Genomic DNA, 6,023 nt, shown 5'->3' with positions numbered 1-6,023 from the left:
CTAAGCCTCACAGCGCCGATGGTACTGCAGGGGGGACCCTGTGGGAGAGTAGGACGCCGCCGAACAAATTTTGAAGAAAACCCCCGGACCGGGGATACCGGTCCGGGGGTTTTCTGCGTTCAGGACTTATCCGAACAACGCCTATCCGAACAACGGCGGAATCGACGCCCGTTGACGATGAGCCAGCCCTGCTGCTGGAACCCCGAACTTGTTTCTCATCTGGTGAGAACGGCGGACAGCAGATCGCCTTCGTACATGTCACCTTGGGCCATCGGGTCGTCCCGCAGCACCTCCAGGGCGAGCGGCAGAAGATGAGCGAGTCCCTCGCCCTGCCCGATCAACAGACGCAAGTCCTCGACGGTCAGCCCGCCGATCGGCCGACACCGAAGGGCATGAGCCTTCGAAACAAGGCGACTTGAGTCAGTCGGCGGGGCCGGCCAACGGTCGTGCTCAGGCAGGCGTGCAGGTGAGCTGACCCGACCGTGCCGGGCACAGGATGTCGGGTCCGGCACAGTGGGACTTCCCTAGCGTGGGGATCCGTAAGGGAAGGACGGCCAGGAGTGCTGGAGCGGCTGAATCAGGCCATGGACTACATCGAGGACCACCTCGACGAGCCCATCGACGCGACCGAGCTGGCCCGTATCGCCATGACGTCGGAGTACCACTTCCGGCGGATGTTCTCCGCGCTGGCGGGCATCCCGCTCTCCGAGTACATCCGCCGCCGGCGGCTGACGCTCTCCGGGGCCGAAGTGCTCGCCGGAGAGCGGACGTTGCTCGATGTCGCGGTGCGGTACGGGTACAGCTCGGGCGAGGCGTTCGCACGTGCCTTTCGCGCCGTGCACGGGGTCGGTCCCGGCGAGGCGCGGCGGACGGGTGCGGCGCTGCAATCCCAGCCGCGGATGTCCTTCCGGCTGATCGTGGAAGGGAGCACCAGCATGCGGTACCGGGTAGTGGAGAAGGACGGGTTCAGGCTCGTGGGCAGGGGGACACAGGTCCCGCTGGTCTACGAGGGGATGAACCCGGCCATCGTGGAGTTCGTCAAGAGCATCGGCAAGGAGACGCTGGGGCGCTGGGCGGAGTACGCGGACGGGGAGCCCGGCGGTGTCGTGGCCGCCGTCAGCAACCACTCCGCGGACGACGCGGAGGGCACCGAAATCGACTACTTCCAAGGGGTGGTGAGCGACGCGGAGGTGCCCGGCGCTTCGGACAGCCTCGACGTCGAGCCGGGGACGTGGGCAGTGTTCGAGTCCTCGGGCCCGTTCCCGCTGGCGGTGCAGTACCTCTGGCGAGACGTGTACACGCAGTGGTTCCCGTCGAACCCGTACCGGAGCCGGCCGGGTCCGTCGCTCTCGCGCACGCGGGTGTCCGAGGACGGTACGCACGCGGACGCGGAGGTGTGGATTCCGGTGGAGCGGGCCGGCGACTGAACCCCGACGCCGACTACGGCTCGCAGAGCAGCCCGCCGTATCCGTACAGCCGCTTGCTCTGTGCTGACTGTGGTGTGGCGGGTGCTTTTGCCGACTGGGTGCGGTGTGCCAGCGTGGGGTGCCATGAGTGATGATCACGAGAGGGATGCCGCGCTGGCGCGAGCCGTGCAGCTGCGGGAGCAGGGCAGGGCTGGGCAGGCCCGGGAACAATTGACGGAGCTGGCCGAGCGGTATCCGAAGGATGCCGAAGTCGCCTATCAGACGGCCTGGGCGCACGATGTCCTCGGCCTGGAGGCCGAGGCCGTTCCGTTCTACGAGCGGGCCCTGGGCGGTGCGGGACTGTCTCCGGAAGATCGTCACGGGGCCTTCCTCGGGCTGGGAAGCACTCATCGGGTCCTGGGCTCCTACGGGGCGGCCGTGCGGACCCTGCGGCATGCGCTTGAGGAGTTCCCGGATGATCCGGCGCTGCAGTCTTTCCTGGCCATGGCGCTGTACAACGACGGTGAAGGCCGCGAGGCGGTGCGGCTGCTGCTGAAGACGGTGGCCGCCACCAGTAGCGACCGCCGGGTGCAGGACTACCGGCGGGCGATCGAGCACTACGCCGACGATCTGGACGGCGTGCAGCAGACGGACGACGGGCCGCGGGAAGGGGAGGGATGAGTCATCGGCGGTGACGTGGGCGGCCGGATCGAACTCCGGCCGGAGCGACAGCAGAACGGCGAACCGGTCCTCTAACAGCGGCTAACACAATGAGGTGGCTCGGTCCTGAGGGCCATGTCCAGGGCGGTAGTTGAGCGTTCGGTTCGGTGTGGGGACGTTGCCGTGGATCGTGTCGGATGAGCTGTGGCACTGCTTGGAGTCGCTGTTGCCGCAGCGTGAGCGACGCTTTCGGCATCCGGGCCGCAAGCCGCTGCCGGACCGGCAGGTGCTGTGCGGGATCCTGTACGTGCTGCACACCGGGATCCAGTGGGAGTACCTGCCGCAGGACCTCGGCTTCGGCTCGGGCATGACGTGCTGGCGCCGCTTGCGGGACTGAAACCAGCCGACGTCTGGCAACGACTGCACGAGGTGCTGCTGGCCGAACTGAACGCGGCCTCGCGACTGGACCGGTCCCGCTGCGTGGTCGACTCCTCCCACGGCAGGGCACTAAAAGGGGGGATGCAGACGGGCCCCTCGCCGGTCGACCGGGGCCGAGCCGGCTCCAAGCATCACTCGATCACTGACGGGCACGGCACCCCGCTGGCTGTCCTGCTGACGGGCGGCAACCGCAACGACGTCACCCAGCTCCTGCCCTTGCTCGACGCGATCCCGCCGGTCCGCGGTCGGGTCGGCCGTCTCCGTCGCAAGCCGGACTCGCTGTTCGCCGACCGCGGCTACGACCACGACATCTACCGCGACCAGGTTCGCGCCCGTGGGATCGTGCCCGCGATCGCCCGCCGCGGCACCCGACACGGCACCGGGCTGGGTACTTACCGCTGGGTGGTGGAAAGGAGTTTTGCCTGGTTGCACGGCTTCCGACGTCTGCGGATCCGGTGGGAAAGGCGAGCCGACATCCACGAAGCGTTCCTGAAGCTCGCCTGCTGCCTCATCACGCACCGACAACTCAGAGCATTGGGCTGACGGTGGGGTGCAAGGCCGCTGGTCACGTCATGGATGTCCGTGGCTCATGCCATGATCCGGCCTCATGAGTGACCGTTCGCTTTCACCCGCTTGGCTGGCCTCGTGGACAGACAGAGTCTCCGGGATCCTCACGGCAATGACAGACGAGTTCGAGCGTCGGCACGGCTTTCCCCCCGGCACCAACGAGGTCCGGCCGGCCAGCCGCGACGATCAAACCGCGGCTCGCGCGCTTGCCCAAGCGGGCTTTATCCCGGCTGACCTGGTCACTTTCTACGACAGCATCGGCGACGTCACCTGGGCGGACGTCGGCAACGGCTACTTCCTCGACCCGGCAGGTGACGTCCTTCTGCGACTCCAGGAGCACGGCGCTGTCGATGCCGGCGCGGACCAGAAGGTGGCCATCGGCTCGAACGGCGGCGGCTTCTCCTACCTCGCGGGCCCTGACGGGTCGGTTCATCGAACGCGGACGGCATCACAGGACGAACCAGAGCTCGACAAGGTAGCCGACGACCTGCGGCAGTTCCTGGAACTGCTGGAGCAATCCCTGACGCGGTTCGTCACCAACGGCGAGCCGGGATCTCTGTAGATCAACCCGCAGGGCCCATTCTGTTAGGCGCTGTAAAGGTCTCCAGTGCTTTGACCGCATAGGTTCGCCGGATCGGCGGCGTCGGTCCTCGGATCGGCTGGACTCGGTGTGGGAACAAATTTGAGCGGTCGCGGAGCCGATCGAACTAGGCTCCCAGCATGTCTGGCCCGACGTTGGTGATCGAGTTGGCGGAGCCGCTCTCCCCGGCTGCGCTGCGGGAGTTCCGCGCGTTGATGGTGGGGCTCTCCTCCCACTTCGCTGAGAAGCGGCCCGGGTTCTTCGACGTCAACGTGCCCGCAGAGCTACTGGGCGTCGAGGACAGGCGAGAGGAGGACTGGCGAAAGCCGTTCCCGCTTCCACTCCTCGGCAACGCCACCGCGGACGACGCGCTTACGGCCCTGGTGGGATTCAATCCGCAGCGCGAGGACTGGCGTCGGCCCTTCCTGGTCTACTTGATGGGGCCCGGTGCCGGCGACGAGAGCACCTTCGAGGCTGAGCACGCGGACGAGCCCGAGGTGGAGATCGTCCTCGGCTTCAGACCGACCCATGCCGTCAATGTCAGTGCCTGCTGCAATCGCGAGATCGACCACGTGACCACGGCCCTGCTGACCGCCGCTGTCATGGACGTCATCGGAGGCGTGGCCAAAGCCGAGCTGCTGGACGGACAGGCGTCGGTCGTTGCCGGCCTTCCGGGGGTGTCGGGGATCGCGGACGACGACTGGATGGCGCTGGGAACGGCGGAGTTCCTGCGGGCCTGGGCTGCGCACCCCGCCTTCCGGCTGGTCAAGTAGACCAGGCAGATCCGCGGCGTATGCCTTTCTCGCTGCGGATGCGGGCGCGTTCCTTGCGTCCGGCGGCCAGGACGTCGCGGTGGCGGGCGTTGACGTTGCGCCGGCGGAGGTAGGCGTGCAGAGCCCGAGCCCGCGGTGGGCCGGATCCTCAGCGGCCGAACTCGTCGAAGACGAAAACCCGCTCCGGGAAGCGGTCCAGGACGTGCTCGAGACGGTCCGGCTTCGTCTCCCGTTCGGGGTCCGGCATCACCTTCCAGGTCTTGGTGCGCTGGAAGGTGATGCTGCGGCGGGCGGGCGGGCAGGCACCGTAACGCCTCACGGCCGATGCGGATCACCCGGCTGTGCACTTTGCGCAGGTAGGCGACCAGCTTGCGCAGCGACCAGCGGGTGAACGGCTGGCCGAGCTTGACCGGGCGGGTGGTGGCCGTCGCGATGAGGTCGTCAGGCCGGCATGGCTGCCGCCTGACCGCGGCTACGTACCTTGCGCAGAGCAGCCGCAGCAGTCGAGCATTCACGGATGAGACCCGAAGTCCAGGCCTTCGTCGCCGATGGCCCCCTCCCCGACTGGGACACCGACGAGGAGGAGATCGTCGACCGGCGATACAGACAACTCGAAGCCATCTCCGCGCCCGTCACGGCCGACGAAGCGCACGCTCTGGCTGCCTGCTTCGGTCCCGACGACTGCTACGGCGTGGCCTGGTCGCTGCTGCACCTGATCGAGACCAGCCCAGGCCCTCTGCCGCCAGTGACCCGCCCGGGTCCCGACGCCGATGTCTGGCATCACACGCTCTGGAACCGCTGGGGGAACAGGAGTATCTCGGTCGCCCGGACGGATTCGACATGAGAGCCTCACGCCCGTGGCTACTGACACCCAGGTGGGAGAGCTGTTGCACCAGCGCGGCTGGCGAACGGCTTTCACGGTCGCTGAACGGGTGAATGCGTGGGCCGCCCTGGTGAGCGGCATCGAGCGCGGCTACGGCGACGACATCTACGAGTACACCAACGATCTCTACTGCCGAAACTGGCTGCACGAGGCATGGCTCCTGCTGGACGAGCACATCGTCCAGATCTGGACTCCGCAGATCAAAGCTCTGGACGACCGGTACAAGGCCGCGACTGTCGATGACGACGGCCAAGCACTCGACCAGTTCCACGGAATGCCCGGCCCCGAGCTCTGGTGGTGGCGGCGACACCCCCGCATCCTCACCGGAGACCTCGGGCGTTCGCTTCGCTCGGTCGGCGCCATCGGTACCGACCCTGACCCGGCATGACCCTCAGCCTCGCGGGTCACGGGACAAGCCGGCGCCGAGGTGCGCCGTCGGCACGCGTCCGTGAACCGCAAAGGGATCCGTCGGCCTTCCTGATCCGGTGAGCCGGGCCGGCACCGCTGATCCGCCGCTGCCGGAGCGCTCTAAAAGATCTTGACAGGGGAGGTTGACACCGTCCCGGCGGATCCGTAAAGTTCTCCGAGTTGTCACGGAGCCGGAACGGTTCCGCGACGGCACCTCCGCCGCTGATGCGGCAATCAAACCACCAGCACGATCTCCCAGCCGGGGTGAATTCGGCGTGTCCGAATTCAATTCGATTGGGGCCCGGCGG

8 protein-coding genes and 1 pseudogene are annotated in these 6,023 nt (G+C 67.4%); 7 read left to right on the top strand and 2 right to left on the bottom strand.

All coding sequences use genetic code 11. The annotated features are described in order from the left end of the window. Nucleotides 1-215: 215 nt before the first annotated feature. Nucleotides 216-512: a contact-dependent growth inhibition system immunity protein gene (locus tag ACFYW9_RS41300; protein ID WP_389160338.1), complete on the bottom strand. Its 297-nt coding sequence runs from the start codon at nt 510-512 to the stop codon at nt 216-218. 48 nt (nt 513-560) lie between these two features. Here ACFYW9_RS41300 and ACFYW9_RS41295 point away from each other — a divergent pair, with 48 nt between their 5' ends. From ACFYW9_RS41295 to ACFYW9_RS41275, 5 genes are all read left to right on the top strand, one after another. Further along, nucleotides 561-1,427, top strand: coding sequence for a helix-turn-helix domain-containing protein (locus ACFYW9_RS41295; RefSeq protein ID WP_389160336.1), 867 nt, complete (start codon nt 561-563; stop codon nt 1,425-1,427). Nucleotides 1,428-1,550: 123 nt separating this feature from the next. Further along, entirely contained in the window at nt 1,551-2,087 is a 537-nt protein-coding gene (locus tag ACFYW9_RS41290) for a tetratricopeptide repeat protein (RefSeq protein WP_389160335.1), read from the top strand. Nucleotides 2,088-2,244: 157 nt separating this feature from the next. Further along, nucleotides 2,245-3,047 (top strand): IS5 family transposase gene (locus ACFYW9_RS41285; RefSeq protein ID WP_389160333.1). Its coding sequence is split into 2 segments (ribosomal slippage): nt 2,245-2,461 and nt 2,461-3,047, totalling 804 coding nucleotides; the frame shifts between segments, so codons are not numbered across the junction. 136 nt (nt 3,048-3,183) lie between these two features. Further along, a complete protein-coding gene (locus tag ACFYW9_RS41280) occupies nt 3,184-3,633 on the top strand; it encodes an SMI1/KNR4 family protein (RefSeq protein WP_389160330.1) in 450 nt (149 codons plus the stop codon). A gap of 158 nt (nt 3,634-3,791) precedes the next feature. Beyond that, nucleotides 3,792-4,424 carry a DUF6368 family protein gene (locus ACFYW9_RS41275; protein ID WP_389160328.1) on the top strand — a complete coding sequence of 211 codons (633 nt, stop codon included), beginning with the start codon at nt 3,792-3,794 and terminating at the stop codon, nt 4,422-4,424. Nucleotides 4,425-4,468: 44 nt separating this feature from the next. Here ACFYW9_RS41275 and ACFYW9_RS41270 read toward each other — a convergent pair. Continuing rightward, a pseudogene (locus tag ACFYW9_RS41270) lies at nt 4,469-4,927 on the bottom strand (hypothetical protein); the annotation flags it as partial. 14 nt (nt 4,928-4,941) lie between these two features. On the opposite strand from ACFYW9_RS41270, the gene ACFYW9_RS41265 reads away from it, so the two are divergent. Together ACFYW9_RS41265 and ACFYW9_RS41260 are read left to right on the top strand one after the other, a co-directional pair. Then, nucleotides 4,942-5,268, top strand: a complete 327-nt coding sequence (locus tag ACFYW9_RS41265) for a hypothetical protein (protein WP_389160326.1) — start codon at nt 4,942-4,944, stop codon at nt 5,266-5,268. Between the two features lie 13 nt (nt 5,269-5,281). Continuing rightward, complete coding sequence (locus tag ACFYW9_RS41260) at nt 5,282-5,695, top strand: hypothetical protein (RefSeq protein ID WP_389160323.1); 414 nt, start codon at nt 5,282-5,284, stop codon at nt 5,693-5,695. Nucleotides 5,696-6,023: the final 328 nt, after the last annotated feature.

This window comes from Streptomyces sp. NPDC002698, assembly GCF_042888945.1.
Taxonomy (GTDB): domain Bacteria; phylum Actinomycetota; class Actinomycetes; order Streptomycetales; family Streptomycetaceae; genus Streptomyces.
This window is presented reverse-complemented; position numbering and strand designations above follow the sequence as displayed.

Excerpts from the sequence above, each read along its gene's own strand:
- ACFYW9_RS41290 (WP_389160335.1), top strand. The coding sequence starts at position 1,551 with ATGAGTGATGATCACGAGAGGGATGCCGCGCTGGCGCGAGCCGTGCAG.
- ACFYW9_RS41265 (WP_389160326.1), top strand. The coding sequence starts at position 4,942 with ATGAGACCCGAAGTCCAGGCCTTCGTCGCCGATGGCCCCCTCCCCGAC.
- ACFYW9_RS41275 (WP_389160328.1), top strand. The coding sequence starts at position 3,792 with ATGTCTGGCCCGACGTTGGTGATCGAGTTGGCGGAGCCGCTCTCCCCG.
- ACFYW9_RS41280 (WP_389160330.1), top strand. The coding sequence starts at position 3,184 with ATGACAGACGAGTTCGAGCGTCGGCACGGCTTTCCCCCCGGCACCAAC.